This is a genomic window from Pseudomonas sp. URMO17WK12:I12, assembly GCF_000514395.1.
In the GTDB taxonomy this organism is placed as follows: Bacteria; Pseudomonadota; Gammaproteobacteria; order Pseudomonadales; family Pseudomonadaceae; genus Aquipseudomonas; species Aquipseudomonas mucoides.
Window position 1 is genome coordinate 139301 of record NZ_AZVV01000014.1, and the last position, 22465, is coordinate 161765.

Consider the following 22465-nt stretch of genomic DNA (forward strand, 5'->3'; position numbering starts at 1 on the left):
CTGCTCGCGAAGGCGGCGAGTCTGCAAAAACATATTTTGAATGTTGAATAGCTTTCGCGAGCAGGCTCACTCCTACAGGATTTGTTTTTTGCTCCATGAAAAAGCCCCGACTGAGCCATCAGCCGGGGCTTTTTGTTTAAGCAGATGTTGCTTAGTTCGAGCTAACCGCCGAACGCGGAATCACCGGCTGGTTATCATTGGAAATGGTCACCTCCACCCGACGGTTCATCGCCCGGCCCGACACGCTATTGTTTTCAGCAACCGGGTATTCCTTGCCATACCCCTGAGCCACGATGCGCGCCGGATCAACGCCCATTTTCACCAGTGCCGTGCGCACCGAATCGGCCCGACGCTCCGACAGCGACTGGTTGTGGCCCTCTGTGCCGGTGCTGTCGGTGTAACCCTCGACGATCACTTTGCGATCCGGGTTTTCCGAGAGGAACTGCGACAGTTTGTTGATGTTCGCCAGACCGCTGGGCTTCAGGTCTGCGCGGTCGGTGGCAAACAACACATCACCAAACGTCACCAAGGTGCCGCGGTCGGTTTGCTTGGCGTTAAGGCTGGCCTGCAACTGCTTGATCTGCGTGTCACGCGCATCCAGACGCGCCTGGGCACGTTGGGCCGAAGCGTTTTTCAAGTTGGCTTCAGCGGTGCGCAGGGCGATGGTCTGCTTGGCCACTTCAACACGCTGATTGGTCAGGTAAGCCAGTTGATCGACCTTGGCCGCGTCTTGCTTGTCGCGGTACGCCTGATCGGCTTTGTCCAGGTAATCACTGGCGTCTTTGGTTTCCAGTGCCGCGACTTTGCTCGCTTGCGGGTTGGCTTGCAGGCCGCTGTAGTTGGTGCGCGCCTGTTCCAGGTTCGCGTTAGGCGGGGTGGAGCAGGCAGCCAGGGCAACACTGGCGGCGAGGAGAGCGGGGATCATCAATTGTGTACGCATAATCATTCGTCCTTTTTAATCGGTAAGAGCTTCAGGTCCGGGGTCTGGATGCGCGCTTACTGCACAGTGCGCTGACTTTCCTGACGCAGTTCCTGAACACCTTGCTGAGAGTCCTTCAGTGTCTGTTGAGCTTTCATCGCCTGAGCCTTGCGTTCGGCCACACGAGCGTCCCACTCGGCTTGCTCGGCGAGCATCCGCGCCTCGTCATATTTTTTGTCGTGCATGGCGATTTCGGCTTGTTTGAATTTGTCTTGAGCGGACTTCATCTCCACAGCCGCAAACTCGGTGCCGCCAGCACTGACCGCGTCATTGACGGCGGATTGGGTGACCGCGTATTGCTCGGTCGGCGGGTTACCGGCGCAACCGGCCAGAATGAAACTGCTGCCAATTGCCAGGGCAGCCAGTTTCAGGCCACGCAAGTGGGTGGATGAGGTGGTTTTCATAGTCTTCAACTCCATTGGAATTACTCCTGTAAAACTTGAATATCCATCCTGGTATGGAGCCGTAACCGACTGACGTGATGTGCGAAATGAGACGACCGTACCAGGCGTGGTTACTGGTTACGACCAAAGGCATTTTTTAAAAGTTCAGAGAAATTCACCGTGCCTGCAAAAAAGCACGAAAGGCTCTAAATCGGGAACTTTGGCGGCGAGAGGCGGTATTCCGGGGCTTTTTATCGCTCAGGAATTCACGTTTTTTGATGGGTATTACTTCCCTGTAGGAGCCCCCTTGCCACAGGGCTCCCACAGTTTTACATCAGCAGGATCAGTGTTTCTGCTTGTCACTACCGACCGACAAATCATGCAAATGCCGCCGCGACAATGCGAGAAAACGCGGTGTAGGACCGACGTCTTCGTACAGCGGATCACCTTCTTCATCAGTCGCCACAACGGTCGAGCCCTTCACATACGGAAAGCTTTTTTCCAGCTCTTCCAGGGCGGCGCCAATCAGCTCGCCGAGCAGTTCTTCAGGTTGGCGTTTGGGGTACATCTCGGTAATGGCCGCCAGCCGTGCGGCGGCTTCCACGTCCAGGTGAATCGTGTAGCCCGTCTCGGTCAGGCGACCCTTGGCGTTTTCTTCCCAATGCTGGGCAAGCTCGCGAATTTTCATAGTGACCTCAATGCGTTCCTGCTCGTGGCAGGCCGTTTCAGTGTCCGGCAGTGGCCGGCGAAAGCCGTTGTGCGGCTTCCTCTTCAGACTAGCTTCTGCGCGCCGGGTTTAAAGTCCCTTCGTCGTTTGCTTGTAAGAACGGCTTTACGGCGGCACTCTTGGGGTCAAAGCATGATGTTCATGGCCGCCCGGATTTTTTGCTGGAGAACTGCTGATGACCGATATTGATGCACGCTTGCGCGAAGACGTTCACCTGTTGGGTGAGTTGTTGGGCAACACCATTCGTGAACAGTACGGGGACGGTTTTCTCGACAAGATCGAGCAGATCCGCAAGGGTGCCAAGGCCGACCGCCGCGGTTCCATGAATGCCGAACTGAGCGCCAGCCTCAACCAATTGAGCGAAGACGAGTTGCTGCCGGTGGCGCGGGCGTTCAACCAGTTTCTCAACCTGGCCAACATCGCCGAGCAATATCAGCTGATTCACCGCCGCGAAGCGTCGCAGCCCGCGCCTTTTGAGGCCCGCGTGTTGCCGGAACTGCTCGCTCGCCTGCGCGCCGAGGGCCACAGCGCTGACGCTTTGGCCCGGCAATTGGGGCGACTGGAAATCGAACTGGTACTGACCGCGCACCCGACCGAAGTGGCGCGCCGCACGCTGATCCAGAAGTACGACGCGATTGCCGCGCAACTGGCCGCGCAAGACCACCGCGACCTGACCCCGGCCGAGCGCGAGCAGATCCAGGCGAAATTGCAGCGCCTGATCGCTGAAGCCTGGCACACCGAAGAAATCCGCCGCACCCGCCCGACACCTGTTGATGAAGCCAAATGGGGCTTCGCGGTGATCGAACATTCGCTGTGGCAGGCGATCCCCAATTACCTGCGCAAGGCCGATAAAGCCCTGTTTGACGCCACCGGCCTGCACTTGCCGCTGGAGGCCGCGCCGATTCGTTTCGCCTCGTGGATGGGCGGCGACCGCGACGGCAACCCCAACGTGACCGCTGCCGTGACCCGTGAAGTGTTGCTGCTGGCGCGCTGGATGGCCGCCGATTTGTACGTGCGCGACGTCGATCACCTGGCGGCGGAACTGTCGATGCAGCAGGCCAGCGAAGCCTTGAAAGCCAAGGCCGGAGACAGTGCCGAACCGTATCGCGCGGTGCTCAAACAGTTGCGTGAACGTCTGCGTGCCACGCGCAATTGGGCGCACGCCTCTTTGACGACGACCACCCCGGCACCGGCCGATGTGCTGCAAAACAACCGTGACCTGCTCGATCCGCTGGAGCTCTGCTATCAGTCGCTGCATGAGTGCGGCATGGGCGTGATCGCCGACGGTCCGCTGCTCGATTGCCTGCGTCGGGCAGTGACGTTCGGCCTGTTCCTGGTGCGCCTCGATGTGCGTCAGGACGCCTCGCGGCATACCGCCGCCATGACCGAAATCACCGATTATCTGGGCCTCGGACGTTACGAAGACTGGAGCGAGGAGGAGCGCATCGCCTTCCTGATGCGCGAGCAGAACAACCGTCGACCGTTGCTGCCGGCGTATTTCAAACCCTCTGCCGATACCGCCGAAGTGCTGGCGACCTGCCGGGAAATCGCCGCCGCCCCCGGCGCTTCACTGGGTTCGTATGTGATCTCCATGGCCGGTGCCGCCTCCGACGTGCTCGCGGTGCAACTGCTGCTCAAAGAGGCGGGCGTGCTGCGGCCAATGCGCGTGGTGCCGCTGTTCGAAACCCTGGCGGACCTCGACAACGCCGGCCCTGTGATTGAAAAGCTGTTGCTGCTACCGGGTTATCGTTCGCGCTTGCAAGGCCCGCAGGAAGTGATGATCGGCTACTCCGACTCGGCCAAGGATGCGGGGACGACAGCGGCGGCCTGGGCGCAATATCGGGCACAGGAACGCTTGGTCGACATCTGCCGCGAGCAGCAAGTGGAACTGCTGTTGTTCCACGGTCGCGGCGGCACCGTGGGGCGTGGCGGTGGTCCGGCGCACGCGGCGATTCTGTCGCAGCCGCCGGGTTCGGTCGCCGGGCGTTTCCGTACCACCGAGCAAGGGGAAATGATTCGTTTCAAATTCGGCCTGCCGGACATCGCTGAGCAAAACCTTAATCTGTACCTGGCCGCAGTGCTGGAAGCGACCCTGCTGCCACCGCCGCCACCAGAGCCTGCGTGGCGCCATTTGATGGACGAATTGGCCGCCGATGGGGTCAAGGCGTACCGCGCCGTGGTGCGTGAGAACCCGCAATTCGTCGAGTATTTCCGCCAGTCGACGCCGGAACAGGAATTGGGCCGCTTGCCGCTGGGCAGTCGCCCGGCCAAACGCCGCGCCGGCGGAATCGAAAGTCTGCGCGCGATTCCGTGGATCTTCGGCTGGACTCAAACGCGCCTGATGTTGCCGGCCTGGCTCGGCTGGGAAGCCGCGTTGAGCAAGGCGCTTGAGCGCGGTGAAGGCGAGTTGTTGGGGCAGATGCGCGAGCAATGGCCGTTCTTCCGCACCCGCATCGACATGCTGGAAATGGTCCTGGCCAAAGCGGATGCAGATATCGCCCAATCCTACGATGAGCGTCTGGTCGAGCCGGATTTGCTTCCTTTAGGTGTGCACTTACGCGACCTATTGTCGCAGGCGTGTGCCGTGGTGCTTGGGTTGACTGGTCAGTCGCAGCTACTGGCACATAGCCCAGACACCCTCGAATTCATCCGGTTGCGCAACACCTACCTCGACCCGCTTCATCTATTGCAGGCGGAGTTGCTGGCCCGTTCGCGACAACAGGATGTGGCCCAAGGCAGCCCGGTAGAACAGGCGTTGCTGGTGTCTGTGGCGGGGATTGCCGCCGGTTTGCGAAATACCGGCTAAGGTTTTTGCCGTGGGGCGAGGCACTCGGCGCAGGCGGCGGGTGCCTGTGGGCGAGGGCCGGAAAAGGTCGGTCAGGCGACAGTTAATGATGGGGTTGCGACTTGGGGCACTCCATCAAAAGGTCACGTCAGGCAGCGGTTTCTCCGACTTTCGGCGGCTTGTGTGGTCCGGGCCTGCTGTGTATCTTGATCAGCCTTTGGCCGTTTGGGCGGCCACGACCCTATTTTTGAGATTGGCCCCACGAGGCGAATCTGACGTTATCCATATAAAAAATTGAGGAGCACATCGATGCGCGTCATTCTGCTGGGAGCTCCCGGGGCCGGTAAAGGTACTCAGGCTAAGTTCATCACCGAGAAATTCGGCATTCCGCAAATCTCCACTGGCGACATGTTGCGTGCAGCCGTCAAGGCCGGCACCGAGCTGGGCCTGATCGCCAAGAGCGTCATGGACAGCGGCGGTCTGGTCTCCGATGACCTGATCATCAACCTGGTCAAGGAACGCATCAGCCAGGCCGATTGCGCCAACGGTTTCCTGTTCGACGGTTTCCCGCGCACCATTCCTCAGGCTGAAGCCCTGGTGAAGGCCGGTGTCGAACTGGACCACGTGCTGGAAATCGACGTCAAAGACGAAGACATCGTTCAGCGTATCGCCGGCCGTCGTGTTCACGAGGCCAGCGGCCGCGTGTACCACATCGTCTACAACCCGCCGAAAATTGCCGGTAAAGACGACATCACCGGCGACGAGCTGGTACAGCGCAAAGACGACACCGAAGAAACCGTGCGTCATCGCCTGTCGGTCTATCACGCCCAGACCGAGCCTCTGGTGAAGTTTTACCAGGAGCTGTCCGCCGCTCAAGGCAAACCGAAGTACAGCCACGTTGAAGGTGTTGGCTCGGTTGAAGCGATCACCGGTAAAGTGCTTGAAGCACTGAGCTAAAAAAACGCTTCATCTTCTACGGCCCGCTTGCGGGCCGTAGTTGTTTATACTGGCGCACTTTTTCTGACCTCTCTTACGGAAACATCGATGAGCACCTTGCTGGCCCTGGACACCGCGACTGAAGCTTGCTCCGTTGCCTTGCTGCATGACGGCAAAGTCACGAGCCATTACGAGGTGATCCCGCGCCTCCATGCGCAGAAGCTGTTGCCGATGATCCAGCAATTGCTTGCCGATGCCGGGACCACGCTGCAAGCAGTCGATGCCATCGCGTTTGGCCGTGGGCCGGGCGCGTTTACCGGTGTGCGGATTGCCATTGGCGTGGTCCAGGGCTTGGCATTTGCGCTGGATCGCCCGGTGTTGCCGGTGTCGAACCTGGCCGTGCTGGCGCAACGCGCGTACCGTGAACACGGTGTGAGCCAGGTGGCGTCCGCCATCGATGCGCGGATGGATGAAGTGTATTGGGGCTGCTACCGCGAAACGGCGGGGGAGATGCGCCTGGTGGGCAATGAAGCCGTGTTGCCGCCGGAAGTGGCGGCGTTGCCGACGGATGCCAGTGGAGAATGGTTTGGCGCGGGCACGGGTTGGGGGTATGCCGAGCGCATTACCGTGAACCTGACCGGGCAGGACGCGGGCATGTTGCCGCATGCCGAAGACCTGCTGACCCTGGCGCGTTTTGCCTGGGAGCGGGGTGAGGCGATTGTGGCGGATGAGGCTCAGCCGGTTTATCTGCGCGATAAAGTGGCGACGCCTAAGGCGCGTTGATTTCTCGGTATCGAGTAGGTCCAATCGCGGGCAAGCCACGCTCCCAGAGTTTTGAGCCAGCTGCAGACGTTGTGAACCACCCAAATCCTGTGGGAGCGTGGCTTGCCCGCGATGGCGATCTACCCAGCGCAGCCAATCGTCGATTTATACCCCCAGCTTTTAAACCTTTTCCCGATTCTGTGTTCTAGTTATCACCAAGCGGTTTGCGAAGCGTTCAATGCGCCACTAAACTGCCATCATTGATACCGGACATGTACTCATGCGTATAGACGGCGTTTCCTCTCAGTCCTACCCCATCAAGCGCAAGCCTCGCAAAGGCCCTGTGGCGGAAGACGATTACGTCGATATCGACGGTGAGCTGGAAATTCCGTCCGAAGAGCAAATGGCTGCCCGTGCCGCCAAAGCCTCGGCGCAACGCCTGAGCAATCTGCCGGCGCGCCAGCAAGACATGATCTACCACCGCGCCATGAGCAAAAGCGTCGCCACGGCACTCGCCAGCTACCTGAGCACGGCCACTTTTGTCGATTGGGATACGGATGTGCTGGGTCTTGACCTGTACATCTGATGCGACTGCCTTACTACCTCGGCTGCCCGTCCTGGAGTGAAAACGCCTGGCGCGATTATCTCTATCCGCCAGACGCGAAATCCTCCGAATTTCTAAATCTCTATACCCAAGTATTCAACGCCGTAGAAGGCAACACGACTTTCTACGCGAGCCCGGCTGCGTCCACTGTCGAGCGCTGGGCCGAGGCCATGCCCGAACACTTTCGTTTCACCGCCAAGTTTCCTGGCGATATCAGCCATGGCGGTGACCTGCGCGAGCAACTGACCGCCGCCGAAACCTTTGTGCAATTGCTCCGCCCCTTGGGTGAGCGGGTTTCGCCGTTGTGGCTGCAATTGTCGAAAAGTTTCACGCCGCAGCGATTGCCCGAACTGGCCGCGTTCATTGATGCGCTAGATCACCCGCTGGCCATCGAAGTGCGCCACGATGCGTTTTTTGCCAAGGGTGATGCCGAGCGCATGCTCAATCGCCTGCTGCTGGATCGCGGTGTCGAACGGATCTGCCTTGATCCGCGTGCGCTGTTCAGCTGCACGTCGACCGATCCCTCGGTGCTCCACGCCCAATCGAAAAAGCCCAAAGTGCCGCCACGCCCGGCGGCGTTCACCCAGTTCCCGCAGGTGCGTTTCATCGGCCATCCTCAGCTGGAAGCCAACGATCCGTTCCTGCAGCCGTGGGTCGAAAAAATCGCCACATGGATCGAAGAGGGGCGCACGCCTTACATCTTCCTGCACACCGCCGACAACCTGCTGGCCGCCAGGCTGGCGCAACGTTTTCACGCACAACTGATGCTGCGTTTGCCTGGCCTGCCGCCGCTGCCTGAGCTATACAGAGAACCCGCAGCAGAACAACTTGGCTTGCTCTGAGGCGGATTCGTCCCCCTTTTCAGGAGTCTGCCCAATGGATGCGCAAACCCTTCGAGCCCAGGCGTTCAAAGCGCTGCACGAACGCGACGCGGCTTTTGTCATTCCCAACCCGTGGGACGCCGGCTCGGCGAAGATGCTAGCCAGCCTCGGGTTCGAGGCGCTGGCAACCACCAGTGCCGGCTACGCTTTTTCCAATGCGCGCCCGGATGGCGCATTGACTCTCGACGATACGCTGGCGAATGTCCGGGCGATTGTCGCGGCCACTGATCTGCCGGTGGCGGTGGACCTGGAAAACGGTTTTGCCGACGACCCCGTCCAGTGCGCCCAGAGTATTTTGCGCGCAGCTGAGGCCGGTGCGGTTGGCGGCTCTATCGAAGATGCCACGGGCCGTGAAGCGGCGCCGATCTACTGCTTCGAACATGCCGTGGCGCGGGTTGAAGCGGCGGTGGCGGCAGCGCGCAGTTTGCCGTTCCCCTTCATGCTGACCGCGCGCGCCGAGAATTTTCTGCACGGCAATCCTGATCTTGCCGACACCCTTCGCCGCTTGCAGGCGTTCGCCGAGGCCGGTGCCGACGTGCTCTATGCGCCGGGGCTACGCAGTGCCGAAGAGGTATTGGCGGTGGTCCGTGCCGTGGCGCCCAAACCGGTCAATGTGTTGATGTCCGGCGGGCTCAAGTTGACGGTCGAGCAGTTGAGCGAAATGGGCGTCAAGCGCATCAGCGTCGGATCGGCCCTCGCGTTGGCGGCGTATGGCGAATTTTTCCGGGCGGCTGAAGAGATCAAGACTTCCGGCACGTTCGGGTTTACCTCGCGCTCCATGCCGTACGCGAAGGCTAATTTGCTGTTCAAAGGCTGACGATGCGGTTGAGGGGATGGCTGTTGTTGATGCTGGTGCTCATTGGCGCGTCAGGCTTGAGTGTCTGGCGCGGTTGGGTCTCCCTGCCACCACCGTGGAACCCTTGGGCGCCACTGGACGTAAACGCCGAACCGAATCTGCTGACCCGCTACAAGTTGATACGCTTGAGCGATGACCCACAGTTGTGCGATCAGGCCCTGAGCAATTCCGGATTGCGCGTGACTCGCCAGGCCGACAGTCCCGACGCCACATGCCCGCTGATCAACACGTTGCGTGTGCAGGGTGGCGAAGTGGCCCTGAGCAGCAGCTTCCTCGCCAGTTGCCGCCTCGCGGTGTCGTTCGCGCTGTTCGACCGGCATGTCCTGCAACCCGCGGCGCAGGCGGTTTACGGGCTGGCGGTGACGCGAGTCGAGCATCTGGGCAGTTTTGCCTGTCGCAATGTGTATAACCGCGACAAGGGCAGGCTCAGTCAGCACGCGTCGGCCAATGCCCTGGACATTGCCGGTTTCCGCCTCGCGGATGGGCGAACTGTCAGCGTGCTCAAGGATTGGCCAAAAGATAATCAGGACGCGCGTTTTCTGCGTCAGGTCCGCGACGGTGCGTGCGACCTGTTCAGTGTGGTGTTGAGCCCGGATTACAACGCCGCCCATCACAATCATTTTCATGTGGATGCCGGGCCGTGGTGGGTGTGTCGCTGATGGCCTGTTATTGAAGGATCAGGCGGCGATGCGCAGGTTTTGCAGAACGATCGGGCGAGCCCAGCCATTATCGAAGTCGAGTTGTTTCTGTTGTTCCACCAGCTCTTCGGGGGAGAACGGTGGGAACGGTTTGTCCAGCAGGTCCATCTCGAATTCGGCGATCGGCAGGTGCAGCGGACGCGGTTGTGGCGCCGGGCCGGCTTCCGGCACGGGTTGACCGGCGGTGAGCACGATAGGGCGAACCCAGCCGCTTTCGAAGTCCTGTTGTTTTTGCTGAGCGACGATTTCTTCCGGCGGGAACGGTGGCGCCGGTTTGTCGGCCAGGTCCATTTCGAATTCGGCAATCGGCAAAAACAGTGGCTCCGGTGGGCGGACCACGGTATCCGTCACATTGCATTCGCGCTGGGAGACGATGTGTGCCAGCAGATCGCTGCCGACGGTGGGCTCGACCGGGCTGTCGAGATCGACCGGTGGAAACTTGAGCGACTCGGGAACCCCATCACCTGGCTGATCGGCCAGCGCCCGGGCAAAAAAATCTTGCCACAGGTGACTGACACCGCCCAACGCCTGGGTGTTTCGCAGGTTGTAATCGCCGTAGGGCGAGATAAAACCTGTGATTGTGGGTTGAAAGTCTGACATTTCTCTCGGTCGACGCTCAGCTCTGGCAAAATGCCCGTTAGTTTTGTTATCGGCCGTTTTTGCCGATCATTAATTTTTTGAGCGTGTTTTCCGATGATTGATCAACCGGCAGTTTGCCGCATCCATGTCGAGGCCCTGGGCACGACCTTTCAGCCCCAGGCCGAGCAATGGGCCGAGCGCCTGGGCTTGCCGTTGCAGGTGGATGATGGCGAGTTCGCCTTGCAGGTCGGCGAGCAAGGTTTGCAGCTGCAACAACTCGGGGCGGATGCGCCGGGGCCGGTGCGGGTGGACTTCGTCGAAGGCGGGGCGGCGCATCGCCGGTTGTTCGGTGGCGGCACGGGACAGATGATCGCCAAGGCTGTTGGCATCGCGCAGGGCGTGCGTCCGCGTGTTCTGGATGCCACGGCGGGCCTCGGCAAGGATGCGTTCGTGCTGGCGAGCCTGGGCTGCGAGATGAGCCTGATCGAGCGTCAGCCGCTGATCGGCGCCCTGCTGGAGGATGGCCTGGCGCGCGGCGCGGAAGATTTCGACGTGGCTCCCATCGTGGCGCGCATGCGTTTGCTCAAGGGCAATTCGATTGAAGTGATGCGTAACTGGGAGGGTGAGCCGCCGCAGGTGATCTACCTCGACCCGATGTTTCCCCATCGCGAGAAAACCGCGTTGGTGAAGAAGGAAATGCGCTTGTTCCGGCCGTTGGTGGGCGATGACCCGGATGCGCCGGCGTTGTTGGAGGCCGCATTGGCGTTGGCCAGCCACCGGGTAGTGGTCAAGCGGCCGCGCAAGGCGCCGTGCATTGCAGGGCCGAAGCCGAGTCATGCGCTGGACGGGAAATCCAGCCGGTATGACATTTATCCGAAGAAAGCGCTCAAGCCCTGAGACCGAGTCGCTCCCATCGCGAGCAAGCTCGCTCCCACATTGGATCTGTGCAACGCCAGAGATCCTCTGTGGGAGCGAGCTTGCTCGCGATGGGGCCAGACCAGTCACCCCATTTCTATCAGGCTGTCTGCGGCCGATAAGCCCGCATAAACAACCCCACCACTTCCTGCACATGGTCTTCGGCCGCCTCCCCGGTCACCGGCCCGCCGCAGCCATACAGCAACCGAAAATTGCCCCCACCCTTGAGCAAGCAGAAGAAATGCTCAGCCGCATTACGCGGTTTATCAATGCTCAGCACACCGCTTTGATCAACCTTGGTCAGCAACCGCTCCATGCCATCCAGCATGCGTTGCGGCCCGGCCTCGAAAAAGATCAGCGAGAGTTTCGGGTCCTGGCTGCCGAGGGTGATCATCAGGCGGTGCAGGTTCACGGATTCGTCGCTGTTGATCAGCTGATGAAAGCCGTGCGCGATATTCAGCAGCACCGTTTCAACCGCAACCCCATCCGCCAGTTCGAAAAACAGCGGCGGCAGTTGCTCTTCGCACTTGGCGACCACGGCGGCGGAGAACAGCGTTTCCTTGTCGTTGAAGTGGCTGTAGACCGTCAGCTTGGACACGCCCGCCTCAGCCGCCACGGCATCCATGCTGGTGTTCGCGTAACCCTTGCTCACAAACAGAATTTTAGCCGCATCGAGGATGGCCTGGCGCTTGGCCAGATCCTTGGGGCGGCCCGGACCGCTGGGTGCTGAAAGATTGTTCGACATATTCCGCTTTAATACTGGACTGGTGAGTTTGCTATTAATACCATACTGCTCAGTATAATTATTCCAAGCACCATTAGCGAAAGGTCGTTCACCATGTTCCGCTATGCCTTGTCCCTCGCGTTGCCAGTCAGTCTGGCGTTTTTTTTGACGGCGTGTGGTCACGAAGAGGCGCCGCAAGTCACCCTTCGTCCGGCCATGGTGGTCCAGCCAGAGCCTTCGGCGCAGGCGATGGAAAGCTATCCCGGTGAAGTGCGGGCTCGCTATGAACCGGATCTGGCGTTTCGCATTGGCGGCAAAGTCAGCCGACGACTGGTCGAGGAAGGGCAGCGCGTCAAGGCTGACCAGCCTCTGGCCGAGCTCGACCCTCAAGACGTACGCCTGCAACTGGAAGCCACCCGCGCCCAGGTCGCCGCCGCCGAGGCCAATCTGAGCCTGGTGCGCACCGAGCGGGATCGCTACAAGACCCTGATGGACCGTCAGATGGTGAGCCATTCGCAGTACGACAATGCCGAAAACCTTTACCGCTCCGGTGAAGCCCGCCTCAAGCAAATCAAAGCCGAATTCAATGTCTCGACCAATCAGGCGAGCTACGCGGTACTGCGCGCGCCCCAGGATGGCGTCGTGGCCAAGCGGGCCGTGGAAGTCGGGCAAGTGGTGGCCGCCGGGCAAACCGTGTTCACCCTCGCCACCGATGGCGAACGTGAAGTGCTGATCAGCCTGCCGGAACAGAGTTTCGGCCGCTTCAAGGTCGGTCAGCCCGTGTCGGTAGAACTCTGGACCCAACCGGATCAGCGCTTCGCCGGCCGCATCCGCGAACTGTCGCCCGCCGCCGATCCAAAATCGCGCACCTTCGCCGCCCGCATCGCGTTTACCGCCGGCAAAGTCCCGGCGGAGCTTGGCCAAAGCGCCCGGGTGTTTATCCAGACGGCAGAAACCATTGCGCTGTCGGTGCCGTTATCGGCGGTCACCGCGGAAAACGGCGCGACCTACGTGTGGGTACTCGGCGCCAACAACACCCTGAAAAAAGCCCCGGTGCGGGTCGGTCCGTTCGGCGAGAAAACCGTGACTGTGCTCGAAGGCCTGAACGCCAGCGACTGGGTGGTGGCCGCCGGTGTCCATGTGCTTCACGACGGGCAGCAAGTGCGTCCGGTGGATCGCTCCAACCGCGTGGTCAATCTGGCGGACAAGGAGTAATTCCCGATGCGCTTCAACCTTTCCGAATGGGCGTTGCGTAATCGCCAGATCGTACTGTTCCTGATGCTCTTGCTGGCCGTCGTCGGTGCGCTTTCCTACACCAAGCTCGGTCAAAGCGAAGACCCGCCGTTTACTTTCAAGGCCATGGTGATTCGTACCAACTGGCCGGGGGCTACGGCTCAAGAAGTGTCGCGTCAGGTCACTGAACGCATCGAAAAGAAACTGATGGAAACCGGCGAGTACGAGCGCATCGTCTCGTTCTCCCGTCCGGGTGAGTCCCAGGTCACCTTTGTCGCGCGCGATGCCATGCATTCCAAGGACATTCCCGAACTCTGGTATCAGGTCCGCAAGAAGATCAGCGACATCCGCTACACCTTGCCGCCGGGCATTCAGGGGCCGTTTTTCAACGATGAGTTCGGCACCACCTTCGGCAACATCTACGCCCTGACCGGCGACGGTTTTGATTACGCGGTGTTGAAGGACTACGCCGACCGCATTCAGATCCAGCTGCAACGGGTCAAGGATGTGGGCAAGGTCGACTTGCTCGGGCTGCAGGACGAGAAGATCTGGATCGAGCTGTCCAACGTCAAACTCGCCACCCTTGGCTTGCCATTGGCCGCCGTGCAGCAAGCGCTTGAAGAACAGAATGCGGTGTCGACGGCCGGGTTCTTCGAAACCACCAGTGAGCGATTGCAGCTACGGGTCTCGGGGAATTTTCAGACGGTCGATGAGATCAAGAACTTCCCGATTCGCGTCGGTGATCGCACGTTCCGCATTTCCGATGTGGCCGACGTTCGCCGCGGTTTTAACGATCCTCCCGCACCGCGTATGCGCTTCATGGCCGAAAATGCTATCGGTCTGGCCGTGGCGATGAAGGATGGCGGCGACATTCTGGTGCTGGGTGAGGCACTGGAAAAAGAGTTCGACCGCATCCAGAACAACCTCCCCGCCGGGATGCAATTGCGCAAAGTGTCGGACCAGCCCGCCGCGGTGAAAACCGGGGTCGGCGAATTCATTCAGGTGCTGGTCGAAGCCTTGGCGATTGTGTTGCTGGTGAGCTTCTTTTCACTTGGCATGCGCACTGGCATGGTGGTCGCACTGGCGATTCCGCTGGTGCTGGCAATGACCTTTGCCTGCATGTATTACCTCGGCATCGGCCTGCACAAGATTTCCCTCGGCGCGCTGGTGCTGGCGCTGGGCCTGCTAGTGGACGACGCGATCATCGCCGTGGAAATGATGGCGATCAAAATGGAGCAGGGCTTCGACCGTATCAAGGCAGCCAGTTATGCCTGGACCAGTACGGCGTTCCCGATGCTCACCGGTACGCTGATCACCGCCGCCGGCTTCCTGCCGATTGCTACCGCGCAATCGAGCACCGGCGAATACACCCGCTCGATCTTCCAGGTGGTGACCATCGCGCTGCTGGCCTCGTGGGTCGCTGCGGTAGTGTTTGTGCCGTACCTGGGGGAAAAACTCCTGCCGGATCTGGCGAAAATTCATGCGGCGAAACACGGCACGGATCAGCCCGACCCTTACGGCACGCCGTTCTATGAGCGGGTCAGACGTTTGGTGGAATGGTGCGTACGGCGACGCAAAACGGTGATCGTGCTGACGATCATGATGTTTGTTGCCTCGGTCATGCTGTTCCGTTTCGTGCCGCAACAGTTTTTCCCGGCGTCGGGGCGGCTGGAGCTGATGGTCGATCTGAAACTGGCCGAAGGCGCCTCCCTGAGCAACACCGCCGACGAAGTCAAACGCCTGGAAGCCTTGCTGAAGGACCGCGCCGGTATCGACAACTATGTGGCCTACGTCGGCACCGGTTCACCGCGTTTCTACCTGCCACTGGATCAGCAATTGCCGGCGGCGAGCTTCGCGCAAGTGGTGGTCCTGGCCAAGACCATCGAGGATCGCGAAAGCCTGCGCACCTGGCTGATCGAAACCCTCAACGAACAATTCCCGGCCCTGCGTGGGCGGGTCACGCGTCTTGAAAACGGGCCTCCAGTAGGCTATCCGGTGCAGTTCCGGGTGACCGGCGAGCACATCGACGAAGTCCGCGCCCTGGCCCGTAAAGTGGCGGCCAAGGTTCGCGAGAATCCGCACGTTGCCAACGTCCACCTGGACTGGGAAGAACCGAGCAAAGTGGTGTACCTGAACGTCGATCAGGACCGCGCCCGAGCGCTGGGCGTGAGCACGGCGAACCTGTCGAAGTTCCTGCAAAGTTCCCTGACCGGTTCCAGCGTCAGCCAGTACCGCGAAGACAACGAGTTGATCGAAATCCTGCTGCGCGGCACCTTGCACGAACGCACCGAACTGTCGTTGCTGCCTAGCCTGGCCGTGCCGACCGACAATGGCCGCAGCGTTGCACTGTCGCAGATCGCGACGCTGGAATACGGCTTTGAAGAAGGCATCATCTGGCACCGTAATCGCCTGCCGAACGTCACCATTCGCGCCGACATCTACGGCAAGGAACAACCTGCCACGCTGGTGCAGCAGATCATGCCGACGCTCGATCCGATTCGCGCCGAATTGCCGGACGGCTACTTGCTGGACGTCGGCGGCACGGTCGAAGATTCCGCCCGTGGACAGAACTCGGTGAAGGCCGGTGTGCCGCTGTTCATCGTGGTGGTGTTGACGTTGCTGATGCTGCAACTGCGCAGCTTCTCGCGCACGGTGATGGTGTTCCTCACCGCGCCGCTGGGGCTGATCGGCGTGACCTTGTTCCTGTTGGTTTTTCGCCAGCCGTTCGGTTTTGTCGCGATGCTGGGGACCATTGCGCTGTCCGGGATGATCATGCGTAACTCGGTGATTCTGGTGGACCAGATCGAGCAGGACATCGCGGCAGGTCTCAAGCCCTGGCAGGCGATTATCGAGGCGACCGTGCGCCGCTTCCGCCCGATTGTGTTGACTGCATTGGCGGCGGTACTGGCGATGATTCCGTTGTCACGCAGTGTGTTCTTCGGGCCGATGGCGGTGGCGATCATGGGCGGTCTGATCGTGGCGACGGCGTTGACGTTGCTGTTCTTGCCGGCGTTGTATGCGGCGTGGTTCAGGGTGAAGAAAGAGCCGGTCTGACTTCCTACATGTATTTCAGAATCCTCTGATGTTGAGTCAGAGGACTCTGAATGCTGTACTCACGACTCAGTTTTACGAGTATTGAGACAGTCGTCATGAAGAAGCCACCGGTTGTAACGGGCAGGACCGATCCGGTGTTCGACCTGTTGATGAAATTCCCCCACAAGGAACGCCTCCCTGACTACCTGGCCCTGCTGAAGCCGCTTGATGATCAGGGGCGCTACCTTCCATTTGATGAATTGCGTTACCGCTGGGCGCCGGGGCTGGATTCCAGAGTGTGCTGGGCCTTGGTCAAAAAGGCCCGGACAGCACAATATTCCTGCCTTCTGCCCTTGGGCGAACCGGTCCAGTGGTGCAACTTCGTGCTGACGCCATTGGCGCAGAAAGCCATTTCGGCAGTCGATCGGCAAACCACCACCGCTGCGCTGGAATACATGACCAACCAGATCGGTGAGCGCGCGCATTTCAGCTATCTGCTCAATGACCTGATCGAAGACGAAGCCATCAGCAGCAGCCAACTCGAAGGCGCTGCCACCACCACGCGGGTGGCAAAGGACATGCTTAAGCGCCATCGCCTGCCGCGTACACCCGATGAGCGAATGGTCATTGGCAACTATCAGATGATGAACTTTGCCTGGGAAAAGCGTTATGAACCACTGAGTGTGGAACTCATCACTGCAATGCACCGTGTTGGCGTCGAGGGTATTGATGACGCGCAGTATTCGCCGGGTGAATTCAGAGGCAACGATGATGTGGTGGTGCAGGACGGTGAGGGCAACACCGTGCATACACCGCCGCCCGCCGCAGGGCTGGTGTCACGCTTGCAGGTGCTGACGAAGTGGATCAATCAGTCCCACAACGATATCAATCGTGAGGACTACCTCCATCCGCTGATGAAAGGCATCGCGCTGCATTTTGCCTTGGGTTACGAGCATCCTTTCCGCGATGGCAATGGTCGTGTTGCGCGGGCGCTGTTTTACTGGTTCATGTTCAAGAATGATTTCTCGGCATTTCGCTACATCGCGATCAGCGTGTTGTTGCGCAACGCACCCGTGAAATACGGGCGGTCGTATTTGAATACCGAGGCCGATGAGCTGGACCTGACTTACTTCATCGATTTCCAGTGTTCGGTGGTCCTGCGGGCCGTCAGCGGTTTTACCGAGGTCTATCGCAAGCGTCTGGCCTACGCCGAGCGCTTTGATCGCTGGTTGATGGCGTCCGGCTTTTTCGACCAGCTCACCGAGAAGCAACGCGCCGTCTATCAAGTGGCCAAGAGCGGGATGGCCAAGGAGTTCACCGCCGTCAATGTGAAGGAAAATCTCGACTGTTCTTACAACACGGCTTCGGCGACCTTGAACGGGCTGGTTGATCTGAAGGTGTTCGAGAAACGGAAGATGGGCCGCGAGTGGGTATTCTTTTTACGGGCGGCCCCCGTTACCCCATCCATCATCGAGGCCGTTTAAGTGAAAAGCCCGCTGAAGTCGTAAAGGTCAGCGGGCTTTTACTACAGGGTTCAGGCGCTCGGAATTACAACGTTCCAAACACCTTTTTCGCCAGACTGGTCGCCGCTGCCGCGGGGTTCTGGCGAATGGTTTCTTCCTGTTTGCCGATCATCTCGAACAAACCGTTCAGGGCTTGCTCGGTCACGTAGTTTTCGACGTTGGCGTTCTTGGCATCCAGCACACCCATGGTCGCCGCCTGACCGGCGAACGTGTTGTATTGCTTGGCCAGGCCGACCTGATCAGTGGCTTGCTTCACAATCGGCAGGAACTTCGTGCGGATCTGTTCGCGACTGGTTTTGTTCAGGTATTGAGTGGCCGAGTCATTGCCGCCGCTGAGGATGCCCTTGGCATCTTCCACACTCATTTTCTTCACCGCGTCCACGAGGATCGGCTGGGCCTGGGTCACGGCAGTTTCAGCCGCTTTGTTCATGCTGGCTTCCAGTTCGTCGACCTGATCGCCCATGCCGAACTGCTTCATCTTGCCGGCGACCTTGCCGAGTTTGCCCGGCAAACCGATTTTCACCTCAGGGTTGTTGCTGAAGCCACCCGGTGTGCCGAGTTGTTTGACCGCCAGTTGTGCACCTTGGGTCAGGGCATCCTTGAGGCCGCCAGTGGCATCTTTTTGCGACAGGTCGTTGAGCGACAGCGCCAGTGCGCTGGCAGAGATCATCAGGCCTGCGCAGAGGCCGGCGAAGCGAAGGGTAGGGCGGAACATGACAGCTTCCTTGTTCGGTTTATTGTGAGCGTGAAGGTTATCAGGCTTTGCTGAAGGGTTTTAATACAACAGAACCGGGATAGACTTCGATTGAGTTGCGGTATCCATTTTCAATCGCCGTCAGGGTATAGCGTTTACCTGGCACAACAGTGTTCGGATCGTATTCCAGATAAAACGCCTCTGCCATTTGTTCACTGATATGCACTTGAGTCAGTTGCAACGTCGCATTGTCGTGCTCATGGGCAACAATGGTCACTGCGTGTTCAGGCGCCACCGCTTGAGGTTCTTGCGCCTGGATGTAGAGGCGACCGATCGGGCTCAGGTGCAGTGTTTGGCGGTGTGGTGCGCGGTGAACAACAATGAAGTGGTCCAGATCAATCAACAGCGGCACACCGTTGTGGGTCATGCTGACATTCACGCGGTATTTGACGCTGACATCGGAATAACTGTGCGCAAACGTAAAGTTCCAGCGGCCGCTGTACAGCAACGGTTTACGGGATTGCGCCACTTTAATGAGAGCCTGAGTGTTTGCCGTATAAACGCTTATATAAGTCTCGGCCTCGCCACCGTCAGGGGGTATAAAGTCTTCAGGCAAACTCAATGTCAGGGTGATGTAGTGGGTGGGGTTATCTAATGAGTTCATCGTGATATCCATATCGTGGTGGGGTACTTGAAGGGATCTATTAATCCATAATCGGACAACTATAAGAACGTCCCTGTTCTTATAGTTGTTGTCAGGGCGTTACTGACGATCCCACTAAGCCTGATCCGCCGCATCTTCACTGCGATGCAACGCTACCTGACGGATCGACAAGCGAATCTCCGCCGGCAACACCCGTTTGGCCGCGCCTTCGGCCAGTTCGCCGAGCAATTCGTGATAGCTCAACTTGCCGGCTTCGTCGCGCTTGAGCACCTCGAGGTCCAGCATCGTCTGGATGAAGTGACGGAACAGGCTCTTGTCGAAGAATTCCGGGGCGTTCAGGCCATGGAGGATCGACAGGCGCTGGGCCATGACCGTGCACAAGTCTTCCAGCTCCTCGGCGCTGATGCTGTTCTGGCCGCTGTTGAGCAGCAGGGACACGGTCATGTAGAAGCGCTGCAAGGTCTGGGCGATGCTCTTGGACAGCAAGGTCAGCAGCACGAAATGCCGTGAGCTGGGTGCCGGGCGCAGGTAGACATCGTTTTCGAAGCGCAGCAGGCCTTGTTCGACAAACGCTTGCAGCCATTGGTCGATCACGGCGTCCAGTTCATCCATGGACCAGCGAATGAACAGTTCCGATTGCAGGTACGGATACAGTGCGCGGGTGTAACGCAGGATCTGGTCGCGGTTCATGCGCGAAGCGCTCTGGAAAAAACTCGCGAGCAGTGCCGGCAACGCAAAAATATGCAGTACGTTGTTGCGGTAGTAGGTCATCAGGACGGCGTTCTGCTCGTCCAGGTACAAAATTTTGCCCAAGGCATCGCTCTGCTCGGACAGCAGGTCCATGTCCTTCACATGCTCGATCAGCGCACGACCGTCACCTTCCGGTAGCGTGGTGTGCGGCGAATACGGAACCTTGCGCAGCAGTGCCAGATATAGATCGAGCACCCGCGCCATGGCGCGATCATCCAGCGCCAGACGGCTGGTGGACAGCAACGCCAGCGCCACCAGATTCACCGGGTTGATCGCTGCCGCTTCGTTGAGATGCTGTGCGACTTTATCGCCGAGGCGGTTAGTCGTTTCGTTGAGCCAGGCCGGTTTGAATTGCGGGCCGAGTTCCTGTTGGCGCCAGTCCGGCTGTTCGCTGTCGAGGAACTCCGCCAGTTTGATCGGCTCGCCGAAGTTCACCGCCACCTGGCCGAAGCGCTGCTTGAGCGCGCCGATGACCTTGAAAATATCGAAGATCGACTCTTTCTTCTTGGTCGCACCACGCAGTTCACCGAGGTAGGTCCGGCCTTCCAATACGCGCTCGTAACCGATGTACACCGGCACAAACACGATGGGCATGCGCGACGAACGCAGGAAGCTGCGCAGGGTAATCGCGAGCATCCCGGTTTTCGGTTGCAACATGCGCCCGGTGCGCGAGCGGCCACCCTCGACGAAGTATTCGACCGGGAAACCTTTGGTAAACAAGGTGTGCAGGTACTCGTTGAACACGGAGGTGTACAGCGGGTTGCCCTTGAAGGTGCGGCGCATGAAGAACGCACCACCGCGACGCAGCAGGCCGCCGATCCCCGGCATGTTGAGGTTGATCCCGGCGGCGATGTGCGGCGGGGTCAGGCCATTGCGGAACAGCAGATAGGACAGCAACAGGTAGTCGATGTGGCTGCGGTGGCAGGGCACGTAGATCACTTCGTAACCCGGGGCGACCTTTTGCACGCCTTCGATGTTGTTGACCTTGATGCCGTCGTAAATCTTGTTCCAGAACCAGCTCAACACCACTTCCATGAAGCGGATTGCGGTGTAGGTGTAGTCGGAGGCTATCTCGTTGCCGTAGCGCAGGGCCTGGGCCTTGGCTTTCTCCGGGGAGATGTTCTCGCGCTCGGCTTCGTCGAGGATCGCTTGCTTGACCAGCGGCTGGTTGAGCAAGCCCTTGACCAGATTGCGCCGGTGGGAAATGTCCGGGCCGATGACGGCGGCTTTGAGGTTGCGGAAGTGCACCCGCAGGATCCGCTGGGCCATGCGCACGGTGCGCTCGTGGCCCTTGTTGTGATCGATCAGCTCGCGCAGGTGAATCGGCGCGGAAAACTGCACGCGGGTCTTGCGTCCGAGCACGATGATACTCAGCAAGCGACGCAGGCGACCGGTGACCGCCCAGCTGTCGGCGAAGAGCAATTTCCATGGGCTCGATTCGCTGTCCGGCGACTGGCCCCAGAACACGCTGACCGGAATGATCTGCGCGTCTTCGGCGGCATTCTGGCTCAGGGCACTGACCAGGCGAGTCAGGGTGGGCGGCGCGCCGCGTTTATCCTGACGGCCGAGCCAGTCGGGCTCTGGCGTGAGGTAAAAGAACGCGGCGGGTTCCACCAGGTTACCCACTGAAACCGGCAACACCGGGCGAGGCAGGCCGGCCTTGCTGCATTCGGTGTCGACCACGGCGAGGTCGGTCAGCGAAGGGTTTTGCAGGACGTAGAACACCGGACGACTGCGGTCGAGGTTGAGGGTAAACGACGACTGGTTGATCGTCTCCGAGCGAACCCAGAGATACAACAGTCGGCGCAGGGTGCCAAACACAAGACGGCGGAACGGGGAACGGGTCATACGGCTTCTGCGTGAGTGAATAAAACCGAGCGTTTGCTCGGGTGGGCGATAGTGTGCCGTATTCACCGAAAATCGGCAAAAAAGCGGCTAAGTAAAGTGAGTTGAGAGTTTTGACGGCTGTCATATACTCGGCCGTTCAAAATAAAAACAAGGGGGTACTGATTCATGGCTACGCGCGAAACCGGCAACGTGAAGTGGTTCAACGACGCCAAGGGCTACGGCTTTATTCAACGCGAGGACGGGGTGGACGTGTTCGTGCATTACCGCGCGATTCGCGGCGAAGGGCACCGTTCGCTGGCTGAAGGCCAGCAGGTTGAATACGCCGTGGTGACCGGCGAGAAAGGGCTGCAGGCTGAGGACGTTGTAGGTTTGTAAAACCGATCTTCAGATCACCCAGAACCACTGTGGGAGCGAGCTTGCTCGCGATGACTGACTGACATTCAACATTGATGTTGGCTGACAGGGCCCCATCGCGAGCAAGCTCGCTCCCACAGGTTTTGTGTGCTGGTTTTAAGCAGTTTTCCAGGTGATTTCTTCTTCACCGTCAGCGCTGATACGCATCCAGCGATCCGCTGTCTCTTCACCTTCTTCCTCGACCCACGTACCCGGCGCGCAACGCACTTCGACGTTCAGCGCGGCAAAGGCTGCGCGGGCGCAGGCAATGTCGTCTTCCCATGGGGTCTGGTCGCTGTCCAGAAACAGGCTGTTCCATTTGCCCACGGCTTTTGGCAACCAGGTCACCGGCACGTTGCCGGCCTTGCACTTGTATGTCTGGCCTTTCTGAACCCAGTCGGTGCACGGGCCCAACGCAGTGCCGAGCCAGGCCGCGATGGCCTTGTAGTCGACGTCGGCGTCTTTCAGGTAAATCTCGATATCGGGTTGGCGCATGGA

The 22465-nt window shown here is 59.6% G+C and carries 21 protein-coding genes; 12 read left to right on the forward strand and 9 right to left on the reverse strand.

Features of this window, described 5'->3' with window-relative positions; genetic code table 11:
• Positions 1–151: 151 nt before the first annotated feature.
• From D882_RS0120390 to D882_RS0120400, 3 genes are all read right to left on the reverse strand, one after another.
• Entirely contained in the window at positions 152–940 is a 789-nt protein-coding gene (locus D882_RS0120390; RefSeq protein ID WP_027924945.1) for an OmpA family protein, read from the reverse strand.
• A 56-nt stretch (positions 941–996) separates the two neighbouring features.
• On the reverse strand, positions 997–1398 hold the full coding sequence (locus D882_RS0120395) for a DUF4398 domain-containing protein (protein ID WP_027924946.1): 402 nt from the start codon (positions 1396–1398) through the stop codon (positions 997–999).
• A gap of 307 nt (positions 1399–1705) precedes the next feature.
• On the reverse strand, positions 1706–2050 hold the full coding sequence (locus tag D882_RS0120400) for a hypothetical protein (RefSeq protein WP_027924947.1): 345 nt from the start codon (positions 2048–2050) through the stop codon (positions 1706–1708).
• 214 nt (positions 2051–2264) lie between these two features.
• Here D882_RS0120400 and ppc point away from each other — a divergent pair, with 214 nt between their 5' ends.
• The 7 genes from ppc (at position 2265) to D882_RS0120435 (ending at position 9572) form a co-directional block, all read left to right on the forward strand.
• Positions 2265–4895: a phosphoenolpyruvate carboxylase gene (ppc, locus tag D882_RS0120405; RefSeq protein WP_027924948.1), complete on the forward strand. Its 2631-nt coding sequence runs from the start codon at positions 2265–2267 to the stop codon at positions 4893–4895.
• Positions 4896–5183: 288 nt separating this feature from the next.
• A complete protein-coding gene (gene adk / locus D882_RS0120410) occupies positions 5184–5831 on the forward strand; it encodes an adenylate kinase (RefSeq protein ID WP_027924949.1) in 648 nt (215 codons plus the stop codon).
• 87 nt (positions 5832–5918) lie between these two features.
• Positions 5919–6593 carry a tRNA (adenosine(37)-N6)-threonylcarbamoyltransferase complex dimerization subunit type 1 TsaB gene (tsaB, locus tag D882_RS0120415; protein WP_027924950.1) on the forward strand — a complete coding sequence of 225 codons (675 nt, stop codon included), beginning with the start codon at positions 5919–5921 and terminating at the stop codon, positions 6591–6593.
• 259 nt (positions 6594–6852) lie between these two features.
• Positions 6853–7158 carry a hypothetical protein gene (locus D882_RS0120420; RefSeq protein ID WP_027924951.1) on the forward strand — a complete coding sequence of 102 codons (306 nt, stop codon included), beginning with the start codon at positions 6853–6855 and terminating at the stop codon, positions 7156–7158.
• A complete protein-coding gene (locus D882_RS0120425; protein WP_027924952.1) occupies positions 7158–8018 on the forward strand; it encodes a DUF72 domain-containing protein in 861 nt (286 codons plus the stop codon). The genes D882_RS0120420 and D882_RS0120425 overlap by 1 nt, the downstream gene beginning before the upstream one ends.
• Positions 8019–8052: 34 nt before the next feature.
• Positions 8053–8874 carry an isocitrate lyase/phosphoenolpyruvate mutase family protein gene (locus tag D882_RS0120430; protein ID WP_027924953.1) on the forward strand — a complete coding sequence of 274 codons (822 nt, stop codon included), beginning with the start codon at positions 8053–8055 and terminating at the stop codon, positions 8872–8874.
• 2 nt (positions 8875–8876) lie between these two features.
• A complete protein-coding gene (locus D882_RS0120435) occupies positions 8877–9572 on the forward strand; it encodes an extensin family protein (RefSeq protein ID WP_027924954.1) in 696 nt (231 codons plus the stop codon).
• 18 nt (positions 9573–9590) lie between these two features.
• Here the strand turns inward: D882_RS0120435 and D882_RS0120440 are convergent, their stop codons facing one another.
• On the reverse strand, positions 9591–10211 hold the full coding sequence (locus D882_RS0120440) for a hypothetical protein (RefSeq protein ID WP_027924955.1): 621 nt from the start codon (positions 10209–10211) through the stop codon (positions 9591–9593).
• 93 nt (positions 10212–10304) lie between these two features.
• On the opposite strand from D882_RS0120440, the gene D882_RS0120445 reads away from it, so the two are divergent.
• Complete coding sequence (locus D882_RS0120445; protein WP_027924956.1) at positions 10305–11087, forward strand: class I SAM-dependent methyltransferase; 783 nt, start codon at positions 10305–10307, stop codon at positions 11085–11087.
• Between the two features lie 118 nt (positions 11088–11205).
• Here the strand turns inward: D882_RS0120445 and D882_RS0120450 are convergent, their stop codons facing one another.
• Positions 11206–11850: a TetR/AcrR family transcriptional regulator gene (locus D882_RS0120450; RefSeq protein ID WP_027924957.1), complete on the reverse strand. Its 645-nt coding sequence runs from the start codon at positions 11848–11850 to the stop codon at positions 11206–11208.
• Positions 11851–11943: 93 nt separating this feature from the next.
• Between D882_RS0120450 and D882_RS0120455 the strand changes: the two genes are divergently transcribed.
• The 3 genes from D882_RS0120455 to D882_RS0120465 all read left to right on the forward strand — a co-directional run bounded on the left by D882_RS0120455 (position 11944) and on the right by D882_RS0120465 (position 17579).
• Positions 11944–13044, forward strand: a complete 1101-nt coding sequence (locus D882_RS0120455; RefSeq protein WP_027924958.1) for an efflux RND transporter periplasmic adaptor subunit — start codon at positions 11944–11946, stop codon at positions 13042–13044.
• 6 nt (positions 13045–13050) lie between these two features.
• Positions 13051–16116, forward strand: a complete 3066-nt coding sequence (locus D882_RS0120460; RefSeq protein ID WP_027924959.1) for an efflux RND transporter permease subunit — start codon at positions 13051–13053, stop codon at positions 16114–16116.
• Positions 16117–16211: 95 nt separating this feature from the next.
• Complete coding sequence (locus D882_RS0120465) at positions 16212–17579, forward strand: Fic family protein (protein WP_027924960.1); 1368 nt, start codon at positions 16212–16214, stop codon at positions 17577–17579.
• A gap of 64 nt (positions 17580–17643) precedes the next feature.
• Here D882_RS0120465 and D882_RS0120470 read toward each other — a convergent pair whose 3' ends face one another.
• The 3 genes from D882_RS0120470 to plsB all read right to left on the reverse strand — a co-directional run bounded on the left by D882_RS0120470 (position 17644) and on the right by plsB (position 21574).
• The gene (locus tag D882_RS0120470; RefSeq protein WP_027924961.1) at positions 17644–18333 is read right to left on the reverse strand and encodes a DUF4197 domain-containing protein; all 690 of its coding nucleotides are present in this window, start codon (positions 18331–18333) and stop codon (positions 17644–17646) included.
• Positions 18334–18373: 40 nt separating this feature from the next.
• Positions 18374–18976, reverse strand: coding sequence for a hypothetical protein (locus D882_RS01000000131290; protein WP_050590220.1), 603 nt, complete (start codon positions 18974–18976; stop codon positions 18374–18376).
• Positions 18977–19090: 114 nt separating this feature from the next.
• Positions 19091–21574 (reverse strand): glycerol-3-phosphate 1-O-acyltransferase PlsB, encoded by a 2484-nt coding sequence (plsB, locus tag D882_RS0120480; protein WP_027924962.1) that lies wholly within the window; start codon positions 21572–21574, stop codon positions 19091–19093.
• A 165-nt stretch (positions 21575–21739) separates the two neighbouring features.
• On the opposite strand from plsB, the gene D882_RS0120485 reads away from it, so the two are divergent.
• The gene (locus D882_RS0120485) at positions 21740–21949 is read left to right on the forward strand and encodes a cold-shock protein (RefSeq protein ID WP_010462862.1); all 210 of its coding nucleotides are present in this window, start codon (positions 21740–21742) and stop codon (positions 21947–21949) included.
• Between the two features lie 135 nt (positions 21950–22084).
• Here the strand turns inward: D882_RS0120485 and D882_RS0120490 are convergent, their stop codons facing one another.
• Positions 22085–22462 carry a hypothetical protein gene (locus D882_RS0120490; protein ID WP_007947690.1) on the reverse strand — a complete coding sequence of 126 codons (378 nt, stop codon included), beginning with the start codon at positions 22460–22462 and terminating at the stop codon, positions 22085–22087.
• Between the last annotated feature and the right edge of the window lie 3 nt (positions 22463–22465).